A 15,803-nucleotide genomic window follows, 5' to 3' on the forward strand; every position below is an offset into this window, starting at 1 on the left:
TCTGGCGAGCGATCAGGCTCACACCGGCGGCAGGAACGTGATGGGTCCGAAAAGAAGGTTTTCATTACTGGACTGGCAGCGCACTTCAAACACGAACGTTCCGCCTTCAGGTGCATGGACGAATACTTTTGTCAGGCCTTGTTGATCGGTAGACACGTCTGCGGCTGGCCGGATAACGATCGGCTTGGTTCCATCCCCAGAGACAGCTCGAGCGAACCAGTTGACCAGTTGGTCTGGCCCGCGGTTCTGGTATCTGTCCCGTAGCTCGGCAAACAACTGCACCTCTGCGCCAGCGGGTACGCTGCCCAGAGGTATGGTCGAGGCCAACGGGCCAGGGAAAAACAGCGTGTCCGGGTCAGGAACAACCTGTATTTTAGGCGCATCAAATGGCTGGAACAGATTCAGCCAATAAGTCGGCGTTTCGCTCCCCAGCACCTTGCCTGGAATGAACTCGGCCTTGAGCACACCGTTTTCATCGGTTTTCAAGGTCTCGATGGTGCCGAGAGTGGCTTGCCAGAAAACCGGAACACCTTTCAGCGGCGATCCTTCGGCATCCTTGAGCGTCACCGTGTAAATGGCTTTCGCGCCTGGTTTGTTTGCCACGACGGTACTGTTGTCCACGGTGCATGTGCGAACAATCAGTTGCTCTGTTTCGCCGGGAGGCTGCCGATCCAGTACGCGCGTCTCGGACTGGCTCAGCAGGGCAAGCTCGGCGGCGGTAGCGTAGGCTGTCTTGTCAATGTTCGCAGGCAAGTCGCCCAGCCGGAAAATCGTCTGGGCATCCATACCGCTGTGCTCCGCCAGTGCGCGAATACGCATCAACAGATCCAGTTGGCGCAGGGTTTTCAAGATTTTTTTGTCGGATGGATCGATGTGATGGACGCACTCGCGCACCTGCGCAACGCTCCACTGGAAGAACCTCGCCAGCAGGATGTAGCCTGCCTCTTGGGCCAGCCACAACGAATCGCCGGCGATATTGGCTGGCAGCTGGTCGACGGTACGCAGGTAGTGCAGCAGTTCTTCCTCCGACTGATCGCTCATCTCGAACGCTCGGCCGAGCACCGTCAGGTCATACAGCGTGCTCATCGAGAACTGGTACTTGTCAGACTGGCCGAGCCAGGCCCTGTAACCGTAATCCAGATACTCGCGCATCACTGCGGCGCTCAGGCGCAGTTGTGTCACAACCTCGGCAAGGCGTTGTACATTGGCCAACCTGCCGAGCAGGGGATTGTCGCCAGCGCGCTCGCGTCGACCGTCCTGCCCACTCGTGCCAACGTGGGCGGTGATCTCGCGCAACAGTAGAAAGACCGTTGTGTCGGCCCAGGCAAGAACGCCCATTACGCGTTCGGAGCCCAGACCAGTGAATACCGCCAATGCCTCCTTGACCACTGAGGCCTGTGCCTCTCTGGCTCGCAGCAGAACACCGAGCATTTTTTCTACGATGGAGGCTCGCACTTCGTCGGCCATTGCCGGGAGCCCATCCAGCACTGCCTGGTTGAGCCTCGCGCGTGCTTCCCTCAGGTATTCCGCTTCACTGTCGCCGAGCGGGCGGACCAAACCATTGTGATCCGCCACCGAGCGCAAAAAATCAAGCCAGTCGCCCGCAGGCGCTGGCGGCACTTCATCCACCAGCAATCCGGAGTTAGTCAGGCGAGCCGCCGGTAGCAGACTGATCACCTTGTCGAACAGTTGCAGTTGCGCCTCGGAGGGGGTACCGCTCACCTGCGGCTGCGCCACCATTTGCAGCATGCTCCCCACCGGCAACTGCCGATCCTTGCACCAGCTGACGCAGTCATGCACGGCATAGATGATGTTCAATACATCGCGCGTTTCGCCTGACTGGCCATGGATTTGAGGCACACCCGCCAGCCCGCTGAGCCATTTATCGTTGTCCCCCAACAAAGTCAGCATCAGGACAAGCTCGATCGGTGTGATGCTCATCAAGCGTGCCAGCTTCACCAACCGGTAAAAAGCTGTAACCATTGCCGGCGTGCGCTGCAGATTGTCGCCAACTCCTTGGGCATTGACGATGGCGAGGGCCAGGTAACCATATGTCAGCCAATCGATCTGCAGACCATTGCACAACTGGTTGACGGTCAGATCGCTGCTACCCACTGCGGGAATCGCCGGGAAGCTCGCACCGTCGAGCACCAAGGGCTGACGATAGTCGCCGTCGGCATTGAAGACCTGATCAAACAGCGAGAGCTCGTCGCCGACACCGTAGACCGACATTTCGTGGATGAAAGCGGCGAAATCCATCGCTGTACAGCCATAGTTCTCACGCAATAGCTGGAAGAGTCCCAGCGCATGCACCACGTTGTCGGTGATCCACCACTTGTCTGGCGCCAGTCCGCCCTGCTCTTCTGCGCGAACCGCGGCGACCAGTAATGAGTCCACCTCAAAACTGCGCAGGCCGAACCATTTGTCGAGGCGTATCTTGCGGTTCAGTCGGTCGAAGCGCTCAAAGTCTGAGCTCGATGCTGACGACTCGGGCACGATTGTCAGTTTTTGCAAACCATCGCTTCCCTCGGTGATACCAACCGGAGGACTCGCTCCAGCATTGATGTAAACCGATCCGAAGCGATTGCTTTCCGGACCCTCTGGCGGATCTCCAGCGAACTTCACATTCACGGAACGCCGCGGTGCGGAAGCTTTAATTGATAAAAGCGCCTCGATACCGGTGGGGTTCAAGCCGGTCTGCTCGCCGAATGTCGGCACTTCATTGAGAGTCTTGTAACCGTCGACACCTTCGCAACCGTAGTTTTCGTCAAAGAATGCTTTCCGGACCGCATGGGCCACCCGAGGCTCGGTCAACAAGGTTCTCTGGTACGGCCCCAGGCGTGAAGAGTGGGCCAAGGCGCGGCTGGCGTTCGCATCCCAGGCCTTGGGTTGCAAAAAGTAGGGAGACAGCAAATCGACCGTGAACGCAAAGTTGCCTACCGACATGCCCAGATGTTCTGCAACCCCATCGAGGGTGCTCCAATGCTGAAACCAGGGCAGGTCATTGGGGTAGCGCGCCGTCAGCAAGGCTTCCACCAGATCTGTCAGCGTTCCGTGTTTTTTGATGAACGCCTCCAGCGCATTGTTGATGATTTCGACGGCAGATAACGGCTGGAAAACCGCATTGGCGTCGACCACCAGCTCCTTCAAGTCACTGCGCCGTTCGTGCAGCAGGTACTTCGGTGCAATTTCGCCGACGGGCTCTATACGCTTGCTGATCCACTGGAACAACTCCACCAGATAAGCCACCGGTCCCCACAGATTCTCTAGCGCACTCGGCGGACAAGACCCGATGAAGTTGGGCGTGAACAGCTTTTCGAACGTGGGCCCGTCAACCAGCGAATTCACCGCGTTCGATGCCGGTTTCTTCAACGCCTTGCCGGGCTTCTGCTGCTCGGTATACGTCAAGGTGTGTTCAATGAACAGGCGCCGGATGTAGATCGCCATACTGCTGGCCTGGCGCAAGAAGGCCTGCGCGTCCTCGCGGCTCATCCGATAATCCTTTACCAGGCCATCGATACCGTTTTCCACCAAAGGAAAAATCGAACCGCCTTGCGTCAGGTAGGAATGTAGCGCCGAATATTTTTTGCGGCGCGTGTGCGTAGCAAACAGTTGCTCGTAGAGTTCTGCGGCTGGACGCAAGCGGGTCTTGGCCATGGCGGATTTCCTGAGTCGAAAGCAGCCCTGAATGGCCCGACACAGTTGTCGGGTCATTCGTTTACAAGATTAGATTTGGCGCTAAAGGACGATGGTCGTCTACTGTCAGAAATGACAGTCAGAGTGACCACTTATCGGGTACATCCGATAATTTGCCCTCTGAAGGCACAGGTTCAACCTCGAATCGATGGCTCGTGACTTTGTCGGACACCGTCGCACCGTCCTGATCCTTGGTGAGGGTTTGCTGAATCACGCTCCAGTTGCCGCCCGGCGATAGAGCAATGCTTGCCGCGCCTTGCCAGCCTGTCGCAGTGGTTACGGGCAAAACCGATGCCTGGATGACCTCCGGGTTGTACCAGCTGCAGAGCTGAGCTTCACCGTCTCGGCCCGTACCTGCGAAATGCACCGGATTGAGGACCGGCCGCCCCTCGGCAGGCGACTGGATGGTGGGCTCGAATATACCGGCCAGTACCGAGCGGGGGGCAGACGCAGCAGACTCGAATGTCCCCTCCGAGGAGGTGGCCACCAGTGAGACGGCCGGTCCCGCGCGAGGGATTTCCACTGGTATCGACCATGTGCGGTCTTCACCCACGAACGCTTCACCCAACGCCGGGTCTGTGCCAGGGCCGAGTTTTACCTTGACCTTGTCACCCGGCACGCCGAAGCCCGAAACCATCGCTCGCTTGCCAACGTGGTCGCCCGCTGCAGGCGTTTCCATAAACGGCGAATGCGGTACAACCTTGTATGTGCGCGGCTGCGTGTCTTTGGATATCTGACTCTGGAAGTACTGTCTGGCCCGGATGGTTTTATTGCCCACGGGCTCGATCGCTTCGGCTTTCCATCGGCCGTTGACTCCAATCGGTACCTTTTCGAGAAAAGGTGTAGTCGAGCTTCCCTTAAAAACATCGACATACCCAAGCGGTTCACCCGTACCCTCGATCATCGAGGTTCGTGTCTGAGTGCCGGCCTCCGACGGTTCATCGATCTCGGGTTGTAACAGCACCACATTGAATTCACGCAAAGCAGAGTAGGCCGACTCCCGGTCTCCGATGACCTGTTTTGCCCGCACCACCCGACGACCAAACGTCATTTGCACAACAATTTCCCACGGCCCGTCGGCTCCCAGCGTGACAGAACCCAAAGTGCCCCCATTTACGTAGTCCCACACAGACACTGTGGCGCCTTTCATACCGCCGGTTCCTTTGAAGGTCACATCACCATGACCAACCTCGGAATTTTGCGCGGGATGGGTAATAACCACCGTCACCATTGGCCTTTGTTGCTTGAACTGGCGACTTGCCGCAGGGGAAGTCTGCTGGGCGGCAATTTGGGTTGCAGTAACGGTGTGCTCGACATCCGGGGTGAATGGCAGCGTTCGCCGGAACGACCATGCCCTGCCGGTCACCACTGCAGGATATGGAGTGGCATCGTCGCTGAACACCAGATTGACCCGGGCGTCCTGCTCGCAGGTGCCGGTGAACGTCGGTGACAGGCCCTCCGGTGAAACGCTGCCAATGCCAGGCGCAATCGGTGGAATGCGGACTTTGTGTTCGACGGATGCCGATTTCCGGCTACCAATAAATTGATGCACATAAATGGTCCGATCCCATGTCGGCCCCCATGGCACATAGGCTGTAGTGGACCAGGTGTTATCGTTCCTTACCGGTGCATCCGGGGCAATTTTCGTCAGTTTGTCGGAGTCCAGCACCGACACCGTTGCGCCCAAAAGCCCATTGCCTGAGAAGGTCGTTTGATACTCCGGAGTGGATTTCACGCCGGACGGAAGTGGAAACAGATAAGTGACTTCAAATTCAATTGGCGTAGATTCGATCCAGCCCCCCGCGTTGTTGGAAATCTTCTGGATCGCACTCATTTTGTAGAGGCCATCGGGCCAGTTCGTTGCGCTGGTCTCCCACTTGCCGCTTACGACCCTTGCCTCCCCCGGTGCCGCTCCTCCCGGACCACTGAGCACCGTTATCACGACCGTGGCACCTTCACGACCGCCACCGGCAAACTTCACGGTGATTGCATCCGGAAAAGTGACGTTGACCCTGGTCAATGGGAGTGGGCGGATGTCGAAGACTCGAGGCTGACTGAAGTCGGAAGGGTTGATGCCGGCTCCTGTCTGCCCGGCGACCAGTGAGCGTCGTCCGGGTTCGACTATCACGGCCGCTTCCCAAGCGTCAGCCGTGACGGCCGCTTGGCCGACCAGATGGTTATGGTCCAGGTCATAGACGATCTGCATGAGGGAACCGGCGACGCCGCCTGTGCCCCCCAATATAAACACAAAGTCCTGTACTGACCCGGCTGCAGGACTGGTGATGACAGGAGTCTGTAGTTTTACGGCTACTGTAATGGACACCTGACTGGACGACGATGTCTGCCCGTTATAAGACTGCGTGGCTTGTAATATAAATGGGCCGAGTGGCAACGACCTGGTGAGCGATATATTCCACTTGCCACTCACAACAGATCCGGAGCCATAAACATCGGCAGGATTACCAGCTCGATGTACTGAAATACTTGCACCCGTTTCACCATCTCCAGAGACAGTTGGATTGAACGTAGTGATTACAGCATCGTTTACCGGTGAAGTGATGGTGACAGTGGCAACCCTGTACGAGACATTGACGGTAGCTGAGTTGACCGAATGGTAGCCGCCGATCGTTTGTCTGGCATAAAAGGCGAGACTGTTACCTGTGATGGTCAGCGTCTTGGTCCAGCTACCATTGGTCTGAATGTCAGCATTTCCCAAAGATGCATTATTACTGGCGTCAAACAGCGAGACAGTACCCACACCATACTCTCCACCGGAGCCGGTGACAGTGAACCGTTTCGATGGTATTTCCGTATCCGAAACAGGATCAGTGATCCGAACTGGAGGAACTTCCAAAGTCACATAGATCGTTCTTGTTTCTCCTTGGGTGACTTCCAATCTGTATCGGGCAGGAGCGAACGTTCCGGCAAGTCGTGCCGACCAAGTGCTGCCTGACTGCACTGCACGGCCTATAGAAACCGGGGTAGACCCAGAGAAGATATAAAGGTACGCGATGATCACTCCGAAAGAAGTTGTTGTTCCAGAAACATCAATTTCACCGTTCCTGACGGTCGAGTCGGCGATGGGTACATTGATGATCGGCGCAGCATTTGGTAACTCGCCTTCTATACTCATAGTTGTGACACACCCTGAAAGGCAAAAGTTAAGAACCCGAGTGCGTTGGGATTTAAAGGGAGCCCCCCCCCCTATAAACCCCAGAACATGATAATCAGATACGACTATCAAGGCATGGCAACGTCCAGATAAGTATCGGCCGTCGGATCCGGAGCATTCGATCGATCAAATGTATACTTCATATAGAGACGACCTGTCCCTGCTGAAGTGCCTACCCATCCCCCAGCACGGAACTCGTGCCACTCTCCATCCTGCACTGCATTACCTGTAAGCTTGTTGTACCAGGTTTGCCCGGGCGTGCCCCAAACACCAAAATAGAGATCACCCTTCTTGTTACCATTAGAGGTAACCCTGTACTGCAAGAAATAACCAAAAAGGGTATGATCCTGCCACCAATACTCAACCGTCCCTTCTGCCTTGTAGTTACTATGAGTTGCCACCAAAGTTACTATAGATGTGACGCCCGCATCTTTCGCATTCTTGTAATCATCTTCACTGGCAATGGAAAATTGCGTTACATCTACCACCGACATATCGACTTCAGCTTTCATGACGCTGCTCCTTATTATCAAGAACCGGTTAAATTCGATCAGAGAACTTCCGTTATCGACGACAAAAACCGAAAGACTCAAATGAATTGAACGCCTTTGGACACTGAATGCCTACCTGTAAAATCTGACAGTCCCGACAAGCGGTAACTCTTCCCACAGCCCTGTCCGGCAGCGTCCTGCAAGTCGTAACAACGGGCTACGACGCCTTGTGCCATTGCCTACAAATCCCTCAGAATCCGCCGGCTTGTGCGCCTTGGCGTTGCCCCGTAACTTGATCCGTGTCGCTGCCAATCAGCGGCCGGGTTTAGTCGCCCGGGGTCTTTAGTACGTTGCGCATAAGCGTCATCCAGTCGGGTATTCCCTATCCCCGCACTCGATGGTGGCTGTTCGCAGGGCGCCCTCGGGCGCACCGGTACGTACTCCCGGTCGACTAACCTGCTTACAGCCGCCACCCTTTTCTCGTTTAGTCGCGAGCCAATGGTGGCCCTAACGACGAGTACGAAATACATGAAGAAGCCAGTTCCAAATCCCCCTTCGGACACCGATCCAAAGGACCCGACCGATCAACCCGATCCGGTCTCCCCCTACGCCTCAATCGATTCAAAGAAACTCCACGACGCAGCCCACAGGGCCCTCGATTTCTACCTCAACCCCAAGGCCGAGAAACCGCGCAACTCCGTGGATCGCGGCATGCAGATGTTCAAGGTCGATCCCGAGATCAATTCCGAGGCGATCGCCATCCAGACCTACGAGACCTTCTCGTCGGTGAGCATTCTGCTGCTCGACCTGGCCGACAGCCTGGACGACAAGCCGCGGCATCTGGCGATGGCGATCTATCAGTTGAGCGAGATGGGGTTGCTGCTGGCGGAAAAGACGCTGGATAACGAGCGGGCGATTGCGATAGGCGCGTAACAAAAAAGGGTCATGACCTGTAGCAGGTCATGACCCTTTTGTTTTGTCAGGCCGAAGCCGGCAACGGCTGAAAACTGAAGTACTGCTTCAACGCCTCGACCAGTTGCCCGTACTCCGGGGGCGTGCGGAACAGGCTGAAGCCGGCGTCGTAGTGTTGGGGCGTCGCATCCTCATGGCACCACAGGCAGCAGGCGTTGAGGTCGATCACCTGCTGGCAGCCGTCGCCCACGGGGATCTTCAGACGCAATTTGAATTCGGCACCGATCATCATCGGCAACTGGCTGATGAGCATCAGCCCGTCTTCGGAGACGTTGCCCAGAAAGCCGATGGGTTTGTCGGTGACGCTGTTGAACACTCGCAGAAAATACGGCAACTGGTGCCGTTCGATTCGACGGTCGGTAAACATGAGCGTATCGCCATGCAGGGCCCGGCAAACGGGCCGCACTGTGCTTCGGAACGAACCTGCCCGACAGGCCCGCTCTCCCCGCTTCCGGTGTGGCGCTCGCCACGTACTGCTCATGCCGGTCGCAGGTGTTGCGCCGGTACAGAGTGCATCTGCACCGGTGTCATTCGACTATAGCTCACCTTATACAGCCGGCCAGCTTTTGTATGACAACCGCCATCAGAAGCGGGCGGGTGGCACCACGGCGGCGCTGCGGGTCGGGTAGTGGCCCAGACTCTGCAGGGTTTCCAGACGCGCACGGGCACGGTAGGCGTATTCGCTGTTGGGGTACGAGGCGATGATGAACTGGTAGGTCTGCGCCGCATCGACAAACATTTTTTGCCGTTCCAGGCACTGGCCGCGCATCATCGACACTTCCGGCCACACGTAGGGGCGGGCGCGGCTGGCGCGTTCGACCTTGGAAAGTTCGAGCATCACTTGCTCGCAATTGCCCCGGTCATAGGCGCTGTAGGCGTTGTTCAGATGATGGTTCATCGACCAACGGGTGCAGCCCGAAGCAGCGAGGACGCTGAGGGCAAGGGCGGCAATGGGCAACAATCGCATGGGGGTTCTCCTGTCTTGTGCTCTGTATCGACCCATTGTGAGAAATCTTCAGAGCCGTTTGCGCCGATTGTCGCGTTCAAAAAAGAAAATCGTAAGTAGTGCAAACGAACAATGACTACACCCTTCGAGCATAGTAGCCTTCGCTGGCGCTTGAACCTGAGGAGTCTTTGCATGTCCGTCCGTCGTACCAAAATCGTCGCTACCCTTGGCCCGGCCAGTAACTCGCCGGAAGTTCTCGAACAGCTGATTCTGGCTGGCCTGGACGTCGCCCGTCTGAACTTCTCCCACGGCACCCCCGACGAGCACAAGGCTCGCGCGAAGCTGGTGCGTGACCTGGCTGCCAAGCACGGCCGCTTCGTCGCCCTGCTGGGTGACCTGCAAGGTCCGAAAATCCGTATCGCCAAATTCGCCAACAAGCGCATCGAGCTGAAGATCGGTGACAAGTTCACCTTCTCCACCAGCCATCCGCTGACCGAAGGCAACCAGCAAGTGGTCGGCATCGACTACCCGGACCTGGTCAAGGACTGCGGCGTGGGCGACGAGCTGCTGCTCGACGACGGCCGCGTGGTGATGCGCGTTGAAACCGCCACCGCCACCGAACTGAACTGCGTGGTGACCATCGGCGGTCCGCTGTCCGACCACAAAGGCATCAACCGTCGCGGTGGCGGCCTGACCGCTCCGGCCCTGACCGAGAAAGACAAGGCCGACATCAAGCTCGCCGCTGAAATGGAAGTCGACTACCTCGCCGTGTCCTTCCCGCGTGACGCCGCCGACATGAACTACGCCCGCCAACTGCGCGACGAAGCCGGCGGCACCGCCTGGCTGGTGGCGAAGATCGAACGCGCCGAAGCCGTAGCCGACGACGAAACCCTCGATGGTCTGATCAAAGCCTCTGACGCTGTGATGGTTGCCCGTGGTGACCTGGGTGTGGAAATCGGCGACGCCGAGCTTGTGGGCATCCAGAAGAAAATCATTCTGCACGCACGCCGCCACAACAAGGCTGTGATCGTGGCGACCCAGATGATGGAGTCGATGATCCAGAACCCGATGCCGACCCGCGCCGAAGTGTCCGACGTGGCCAACGCCGTGCTCGACTACACCGATGCCGTGATGCTGTCGGCCGAATCCGCTGCCGGCGCTTATCCGCTGGAAGCCGTACAAGCGATGGCGCGCATCTGCGTTGGCGCTGAAAAGCACCCGACCAGCAAGACCTCCAGCCACCGTATCGGCAAGGAATTCGAGCGCTGCGACGAGAGCATTGCGCTGGCGACCATGTACACCGCCAACCACTTCCCGGGCGTCAAGGCGATCATCGCGCTGACCGAAAGCGGCTACACCCCGCTGATCATGTCGCGTATCCGTTCGTCGGTGCCGATCTACTGCTTCACCCCGCACCGCGAGGCCCAGGCCCGCGCGGCGATGTTCCGTGGCGTGTACACCGTGCCGTTCGACCCGGCTTCGCTGGCTCCGAACGAAGTCAGCCAGAAAGCCATCGACGAGCTGGTCAAGCGCGGCGTGGTGGAGAAAGGCGACTGGGTCATCCTGACCAAGGGCGACAGCTACCACACCACCGGCGGCACCAACGGCATGAAGATCCTGCATGTGGGCGACCCGCAGGTCTGAGTGACCGGTTGCTGAAAACGAAAAGCCCCGCCATGTGAATGGCGGGGCTTTTTCGTTAGTGGCGTTTGATAAACCCGGTCAACGCCGCCAGTGCCTCCGGCGAGCGCAACCGCTGGGTGAACAGCGCGCCCTCCTCCTCGATCACCTTGCGGATCAACTCGCGATCCGGCGCGCGCATCAATTGTTTGCTGATGCGCACCGCCTCGGCCGGCAGCTCATCAAACCGCAGCGCCATCTCCCGCGCCCTGGCCAACGCGGCTTCGCCACTGCCCAGCGCTTCGGTGGCAATCCCCCATTGCGCCGCTTGCTCGCCAGTAAAACCTTCACCGAGCAGCAACAGTTCCGACGCTTTGGCCTGCCCGAGCAAGCGCGGCAAGATCAGGCTGGACCCGAATTCCGGGCACAACCCGAGGTTGACGAACGGCATACGCAACCGCGCATCCCGCGCCACGTATACCAGATCGCAATGCAGCAACATCGTCGTGCCGATCCCCACCGCCGCCCCGGCCACGGCGGCGATCACCGGTTTGCGGCATTCGAGGAGTTCGAGCATGAAGTGAAACACCGGGCTGTCGAGATCGCTCGGCGGTTGCTGGATGAAGTCGGCAATATCGTTGCCGGCGGTGAAGCACTCGGCGCTGCCGGTGATCAGCACGGCGTTGATTTCGGGGTCGTGATTGGCTTGCTTGAGCGCTTCGGCCAACTGGCTGTACATGGCGCGGGTCAGGGCGTTTTTCTTGTCCGGGCGGTTGAGGCGCAGGGTCAGCAAACCGCGTTCGCGGTGCAGCAGGATGGCTTCGGGCATGGCAGGTCTCGCGTCTGAAAGATCAGCGCTCAACCACGGCTCAGGAAGACATCGGCCAGCAGTTGATTGCGCGGCAGTCCGGCCAGGAACAGACGCTTGGCAAAGGCGTCGACGCTGGCAGTCGAACCGCAGACTAAGGCCAGGGTTTGTCGGGAGACAAGGCGCAGTTGCGCCAAAGCGCCCGGCAACTCGGCCGCCGTCCACAATTCGACGCTGAGGTTTTCCCGCTGCGCGGCCAGTGCGGCAAGGGGTTTGGCCAGGTAATGCCCGTCAGCATCATGGGCCAGATGAATGACGCGAATGGCGCCCCGATGATCCTGACGCAAGGCTTCGCGCAACACCCCGAACAACGGGCCGAGGCCGGTGCCGGCGGCGAGCAGCCACAGCGGCCGGTCGTGCCAGTCCGGGTCGTAATGCAGCGCGCCACCACGCAGCTCACCGAGGCGGATCGGGTCGCCGATCTGCAAGCGCCGGGCGGCATCGCTGAATTCGCCGGGCTGGCGGCAATCGAGGTGAAATTCGAGAAAACGGTCTTCTTCCGGCAGGCTCGCCAGTGAATACGGCCGCGCGATGTGACCGGCCCACAGCACCAGATGCTGACCAGCGCTGTAGCGCAACGGCCGCTGGGGTGTCAGGCGCAGGCGCAACACGCTATCGCCGAGCCAGTCCAGCGCTTCGACCGTGGCCGGGCGACCATCAGTGACCGGATCGAAGGTGTGCACCTGCAAGTCTTCGATGACCTGACACTGACAAGCCAGCCGCCAGCCCTGATCACGTTGTTCGGCGCTCAGGGCATCCGGGCGGCTGTCAGCAGGCAAGCCCTGCACGCATTGCACCAGACACGCATGGCAACTGCCGGCGCGGCAGCTGTAAGGCACCGCCACACCGTTCCGGTTGAGGGCATCGAGCAGGTTGCTGCCCGCCGCCACCGACCACTGTCGTTCACCGACCCGCAGTTCAGGCATCGACGTTCTCCCACGCGGCTGCGCAACGGTTGCGCCCGTCGCGCTTGGCCCGGTACAGCGCCTGATCGGCGCGCTGCAAGGCGTCGTCCAGATCATCGCCCAGCTCCAGCAGGGTCATGCCGGCGGACAGGCTCAGGTTTTTCACATTCAGGCCCACCAGTTCGACGTCGGTGAAAGCGATGCGCAGCCGTTCGCAACAAGCAGTCAGGCGCTCGGCGTTGCAATCGGGCAGCAGCACCACGAATTCCTCACCACCATAACGCGCCAGCACGTCGCCGTCGCGCAGACAGGCACCGGCCACGCCGGCGAACGCCTGCAACACCTGATCACCGGCGGCATGGCCGTGCAGGTCGTTGATACGTTTGAAGTGGTCGAGATCGATCAGCGCCAGACCATGCACGACGTCGGCCTCCATCGCGTTCAATTCGCGGGTGGCCAGGCGCAGAAAATGCCGGCGGTTGAACAGCCCAGTCAGTTCATCAGTGGCCACCAGGTCTTCGAGCTGACGCATCATCCCGCGCAACGTGTCCTGATGCGCCTGCAAGGCAAAGCGGCGCTGGCGCATGCGTTGCCGTGAGGTCTGGACGAAACGCGCGTAAATCACCAGCCACGCCAGTACGATCAGCAGAATGCAGGCCTGCAAGGCAGACAGCGCCGGATCGTGCAGCCGGAAGTGGTAACCGTCCCACAGCGTGATGGCGCAGAAGCTGAAAAACACCAGCATCGCGCAGCGCACGAAGGCCCGCCGCGACAGATGGAACAGGCCGAACAAAAGGATCAGCACATAGAAGACCAGGAACTCGCCCCGGGCCTCTTGCAGATGCGCGATCAGCCACGTCTGCCAGCCGAGGCCGAGCAGCACTTGCGCTTCGGTCAGGCTCGGGTCAGAGAAGCGCAGGTTGGCGCCCGAGAAAAACACCGCGAACAGGGTCGCCTGGCTGATGACCACCAGGGCGCTGCCGACAGCGACGCCTGTCAGCGAATCTTCGTAGTGTCCGGTGAAATACGCCAGCCACAGCAGCAGCAAGGCCAATCCGTAGGTGGCTGCAGCGAGGGCGAAGCGTTTGAGCAAAAGACGTTGAATGGCGTTATGGGTCAATCGTTGACTCACCGTGCGATAAGAGGCTGACCGAGTGTCCTACTCTACAGACCGGCTGCCACTTTAGTGGCCCGGTCGATAAATGACCATTGATTTTCGGGCCGGATATTTGGCGTCAAAAAAGCCCTCAGGCCCGCCCCTCCCGGGTTCCCGGAGCGCTCGCCAAAAGCACCGTCCACGCGTGATTTTTTGTCGGCCTTCACGGCCCCGAAACAGCGCGCCGGACGCGCATCCGGAAAATCACGACAACCGGCTCCCGCCATGCGACCAACGAATGACTGCCGGCGCGTGTCACCACCGGGGAGGCGCGGTATACTGCCGCGCCTTTTTAGCGTCGCGCCAGCAGCCCCGGCGTGCCTTGAAAGGTGTCTGCGACCGACCGATGCACCCAAGCCGCAGGCACCTTATTGAATGTTCCCGTCTTTTAGAGGAGCGCGACTCATGACCGTGATCAAGCAAGACGACCTGATTCAGAGCGTTGCCGACGCCCTGCAATTCATTTCCTACTACCACCCCGTGGACTTCATCCAGGCGATGCACGAAGCCTACCTGCGCGAAGAATCGCCAGCGGCCCGTGACTCGATGGCGCAGATCCTGATCAACTCGCGCATGTGCGCCACCGGCCACCGGCCGATCTGCCAGGACACCGGCATCGTGACCGTGTTCGTGCGTGTGGGCATGGACGTGCGTTGGGATGGCGCGACCATGAGCCTGGACGACATGATCAACGAAGGCGTGCGCCGCGCCTATAACCTGCCGGAAAACGTCCTGCGTGCTTCCATCCTGGCCGACCCGGCGGGCGCTCGTAAAAACACCAAGGACAACACCCCGGCGGTCATCCACTACTCCATCGTCCCGGGCAACACCGTGGAAGTGGACGTGGCGGCCAAGGGCGGCGGTTCCGAGAACAAGTCGAAAATGGCCATGCTCAACCCGTCCGACTCGATCGTCGACTGGGTGCTGAAGACCGTTCCGACGATGGGCGCCGGCTGGTGCCCACCGGGCATGCTGGGCATCGGCATCGGCGGCACTGCCGAGAAAGCCGCCGTGATGGCCAAGGAAGTGTTGATGGAATCCATCGACATTCACGAGCTGAAAGCCCGTGGCCCGCAGAACCGTATCGAAGAAATGCGTCTGGAGCTGTTCGAGAAGGTCAACCAGCTGGGCATCGGCGCCCAGGGCCTGGGTGGCCTGACCACCGTGCTCGACGTGAAGATCATGGATTACCCGACCCACGCAGCCTCGCTGCCGGTGTGCATGATCCCGAACTGCGCCGCCACCCGTCACGCGCACTTCGTGCTCGACGGTTCCGGCCCGGCTTCGCTGGAAGCGCCACCGCTGGACGCCTACCCGGAAATCGTCTGGGAAGCCGGCCCGTCGGCCCGTCGCGTCAACCTCGACACCCTGACCCCGGAAGACGTGCAGAGCTGGAAGCCGGGCGAAACCGTCCTGCTCAACGGCAAGATGCTCACCGGTCGCGACGCGGCGCACAAGCGCATGGTCGAGATGCTGAACAAGGGCGAAACCCTGCCGGTAGACCTCAAGGGTCGCTTCATCTACTACGTCGGCCCGGTTGATCCGGTCGGTGACGAAGTGGTTGGCCCGGCTGGCCCGACCACCGCCACGCGGATGGACAAGTTCACCCGTCAGATCCTCGAGCAGACCGGCCTGTTGGGCATGATCGGCAAGTCCGAGCGCGGCCCGACCGCCATCGACGCGATCAAGGACAACAAGGCCGTGTACCTGATGGCCGTCGGCGGCGCCGCTTACCTGGTGGCGCAAGCGATCAAGAAGTCCAAGGTCCTGGCGTTCGCCGAGCTGGGCATGGAAGCGATCTACGAGTTCGAGGTCAAGGACATGCCGGTCACCGTCGCGGTGGACAGCAAAGGGGAATCGGTGCACATCACCGGCCCTGCGATCTGGCAACAGAAGATCAGCGAAAGTCTGGCGGTAGAAGTGCAGTAAGCGCTTCAGCTGCTTGTGAAAAACCGGGCGGTCAGCGATGACCGCCCG

At 59.5% G+C, this 15,803-nt stretch carries 11 protein-coding genes; 3 read left to right on the forward strand and 8 right to left on the reverse strand.

Annotated elements, in window-relative coordinates; genetic code table 11:
- Nucleotides 1-18 precede the first annotated feature (18 nt).
- The 3 genes from DLD99_RS22455 to DLD99_RS22465 form a co-directional block, all read right to left on the reverse strand.
- Nucleotides 19-3,657, reverse strand: a complete 3,639-nt coding sequence (locus tag DLD99_RS22455; RefSeq protein WP_114885108.1) for a Tc toxin subunit A — start codon at nt 3,655-3,657, stop codon at nt 19-21.
- A 118-nt stretch (nt 3,658-3,775) separates the two neighbouring features.
- On the reverse strand, nt 3,776-6,829 hold the full coding sequence (locus DLD99_RS22460; protein WP_162803509.1) for a hypothetical protein: 3,054 nt from the start codon (nt 6,827-6,829) through the stop codon (nt 3,776-3,778).
- A 107-nt stretch (nt 6,830-6,936) separates the two neighbouring features.
- On the reverse strand, nt 6,937-7,380 hold the full coding sequence (locus DLD99_RS22465; RefSeq protein ID WP_114885112.1) for a hypothetical protein: 444 nt from the start codon (nt 7,378-7,380) through the stop codon (nt 6,937-6,939).
- A gap of 507 nt (nt 7,381-7,887) precedes the next feature.
- On the opposite strand from DLD99_RS22465, the gene DLD99_RS22470 reads away from it, so the two are divergent.
- Nucleotides 7,888-8,292 (forward strand): DUF6124 family protein, encoded by a 405-nt coding sequence (locus DLD99_RS22470; RefSeq protein ID WP_114885113.1) that lies wholly within the window; start codon nt 7,888-7,890, stop codon nt 8,290-8,292.
- Between the two features lie 46 nt (nt 8,293-8,338).
- Here the strand turns inward: DLD99_RS22470 and DLD99_RS22475 are convergent, their stop codons facing one another.
- Nucleotides 8,339-8,698, reverse strand: a complete 360-nt coding sequence (locus DLD99_RS22475) for a PilZ domain-containing protein (protein ID WP_114885115.1) — start codon at nt 8,696-8,698, stop codon at nt 8,339-8,341.
- A gap of 216 nt (nt 8,699-8,914) precedes the next feature.
- Nucleotides 8,915-9,298 (reverse strand): tetratricopeptide repeat protein, encoded by a 384-nt coding sequence (locus tag DLD99_RS22480; RefSeq protein ID WP_085709591.1) that lies wholly within the window; start codon nt 9,296-9,298, stop codon nt 8,915-8,917.
- 171 nt (nt 9,299-9,469) lie between these two features.
- On the opposite strand from DLD99_RS22480, the gene pyk reads away from it, so the two are divergent.
- Complete coding sequence (gene pyk / locus DLD99_RS22485; RefSeq protein WP_085697206.1) at nt 9,470-10,921, forward strand: pyruvate kinase; 1,452 nt, start codon at nt 9,470-9,472, stop codon at nt 10,919-10,921.
- A 55-nt stretch (nt 10,922-10,976) separates the two neighbouring features.
- Here the strand turns inward: pyk and DLD99_RS22490 are convergent, their stop codons facing one another.
- From DLD99_RS22490 to DLD99_RS22500, 3 genes are read right to left on the reverse strand one after another with little or no spacing between them, the layout of a single operon-like run.
- Nucleotides 10,977-11,726 (reverse strand): enoyl-CoA hydratase-related protein, encoded by a 750-nt coding sequence (locus DLD99_RS22490; protein ID WP_114885117.1) that lies wholly within the window; start codon nt 11,724-11,726, stop codon nt 10,977-10,979.
- Nucleotides 11,727-11,755: 29 nt separating this feature from the next.
- Nucleotides 11,756-12,691: an iron-sulfur-binding ferredoxin reductase gene (locus tag DLD99_RS22495; protein WP_114885119.1), complete on the reverse strand. Its 936-nt coding sequence runs from the start codon at nt 12,689-12,691 to the stop codon at nt 11,756-11,758.
- Nucleotides 12,684-13,790, reverse strand: a complete 1,107-nt coding sequence (locus tag DLD99_RS22500) for a GGDEF domain-containing protein (RefSeq protein ID WP_114885121.1) — start codon at nt 13,788-13,790, stop codon at nt 12,684-12,686. Before DLD99_RS22500 ends, DLD99_RS22495 begins: the two co-directional genes overlap by 8 nt.
- A gap of 441 nt (nt 13,791-14,231) precedes the next feature.
- Between DLD99_RS22500 and DLD99_RS22505 the strand changes: the two genes are divergently transcribed.
- A complete protein-coding gene (locus DLD99_RS22505; RefSeq protein WP_007960181.1) occupies nt 14,232-15,755 on the forward strand; it encodes a fumarate hydratase in 1,524 nt (507 codons plus the stop codon).
- Nucleotides 15,756-15,803: the final 48 nt, after the last annotated feature.

This window comes from Pseudomonas kribbensis (assembly GCF_003352185.1).
Lineage (GTDB): Bacteria > Pseudomonadota > Gammaproteobacteria > Pseudomonadales > Pseudomonadaceae > Aquipseudomonas > Aquipseudomonas kribbensis.

Coding starts and splice junctions, on each gene's coding strand:
- DLD99_RS22455 (WP_114885108.1), bottom strand. CDS start 3,657: ATGGCCAAGACCCGCTTGCGTCCAGCCGCAGAACTCTACGAGCAACTG.
- DLD99_RS22460 (WP_162803509.1), bottom strand. CDS start 6,829: ATGAGTATAGAAGGCGAGTTACCAAATGCTGCGCCGATCATCAATGTA.
- DLD99_RS22465 (WP_114885112.1), bottom strand. CDS start 7,380: ATGAAAGCTGAAGTCGATATGTCGGTGGTAGATGTAACGCAATTTTCC.
- DLD99_RS22470 (WP_114885113.1), top strand. CDS start 7,888: ATGAAGAAGCCAGTTCCAAATCCCCCTTCGGACACCGATCCAAAGGAC.
- DLD99_RS22475 (WP_114885115.1), bottom strand. CDS start 8,698: ATGTTTACCGACCGTCGAATCGAACGGCACCAGTTGCCGTATTTTCTG.
- DLD99_RS22480 (WP_085709591.1), bottom strand. CDS start 9,298: ATGCGATTGTTGCCCATTGCCGCCCTTGCCCTCAGCGTCCTCGCTGCT.
- pyk (WP_085697206.1), top strand. CDS start 9,470: ATGTCCGTCCGTCGTACCAAAATCGTCGCTACCCTTGGCCCGGCCAGT.
- DLD99_RS22490 (WP_114885117.1), bottom strand. CDS start 11,726: ATGCCCGAAGCCATCCTGCTGCACCGCGAACGCGGTTTGCTGACCCTG.
- DLD99_RS22495 (WP_114885119.1), bottom strand. CDS start 12,691: ATGCCTGAACTGCGGGTCGGTGAACGACAGTGGTCGGTGGCGGCGGGC.
- DLD99_RS22505 (WP_007960181.1), top strand. CDS start 14,232: ATGACCGTGATCAAGCAAGACGACCTGATTCAGAGCGTTGCCGACGCC.